Annotated in this window: 1 protein-coding gene; it reads left to right on the top strand. The window is 65.5% G+C overall.

Annotated elements, in window-relative coordinates:
• Window positions 1–24 precede the first annotated feature (24 nt).
• Window positions 25–1,253 (top strand): arginine deiminase (arcA, locus tag DW171_RS10035; RefSeq protein ID WP_089573698.1); only part of this gene is annotated, 1,229 nt, incomplete at its 3' end.

Raw genomic sequence — 1,253 nt, 5'->3', positions numbered from 1 at the left:
GGCCCGAAAGAAAGGTAGGAGGCCATGACGAAAGGTCTGCACGTGCCTTCCGAGATCGGCAAGCTCAGGAAGGTCTGCCTGCACCGTCCCGGCGACGAGCTCCTCAACCTGCCGCCCGACGAGCTCGAGCGACTCCTGTTCGACGACGTCCCGTTCCTGGAGGTCGCGCAGCAGGAGCACGACACCTTCGCCCAGATCCTGAGGGACCAGGGCGTGGAGGTCCTCTACCTCGAGAACCTCGTCGCCGAGGTGTTCGACCAGGTCCCCGGCGCCCGCGCCGAGTTCACCGACCAGTACATCGCCGAGGCAGGCATCCGCGGCCAGCAGATGCCGCAGATCGTCCGCGAGAAGCTGGACTCCATCGAGGACAACCTCGAGTTCGTCAAGAAGACCATGGCCGGCATGACCAAGGCCGAGATCGACATGCCCCTCACGGCGTCCACGACCCTCGACTCCCTGGTCAACTCCGAGTCCGAGTCCGACCTGATCATCGACCCGATGCCCAACCTCTACTTCACCCGCGACCCGTTCGCGGTCGTCGGCGAGGGCGTCAACCTCAACCGCATGTACTCGGTCACCCGCAACCGCGAGACCCTGTACGGCAAGTACGTCTTCAAGTACCACCCCGACTACAAGGACGTCTCCCTGTACTTCCGCCGCGACTGCCAGTTCCACACCGAGGGCGGCGACGTGCTGAACATCAACGAGAAGACCCTCGCCGTCGGCATCTCCCAGCGCACCCAGGCCGCCGCTATCGACGTCATGGCCCAGAACATCTTCTGGAACTCCGACTCCAAGGTCGAGCGCATCCTGGCCTTCGACATCCCCGTCTCGCGCGCCTTCATGCACCTCGACACGGTCTTCACCCAGATCGACGTCGATAAGTTCACGATCCACCCCGCCATCATGGGCACCCTGCGCGTCTACGAGCTGACCGCCGGCAAGAACCCGGGCGACGTGAACATCCGCCTGATCGAGGACACCCTCGAGCACGTCCTGGAGGACGCCACCGGCGTCGACCAGGTCAAGCTGATCCCCTGCGGCGGCGGCGACCCGATCGCGGCCTCCCGCGAGCAGTGGAACGACGGCTCCAACACCCTGTGCGTCGAGCCCGGCAAGATCTGCGTCTACGCGCGCAACACCGTCACCAACGACGTGCTGTACAAGGAGGGCCTGGACCTTCTCGTCGTGCCCTCCGCCGAGCTCTCCCGCGGCCGCGGCGGCCCGCGCTGCATGAGCATGCCCTTCTGGCG

It is taken from the genome of Collinsella sp. AM15-2 (assembly GCF_003471985.1).
Taxonomy (GTDB): Bacteria; Actinomycetota; Coriobacteriia; order Coriobacteriales; family Coriobacteriaceae; genus Collinsella.
The sequence above is the reverse complement of the archived record's forward strand: the minus strand, read 5'-3'. Positions and strand labels throughout refer to the sequence as shown.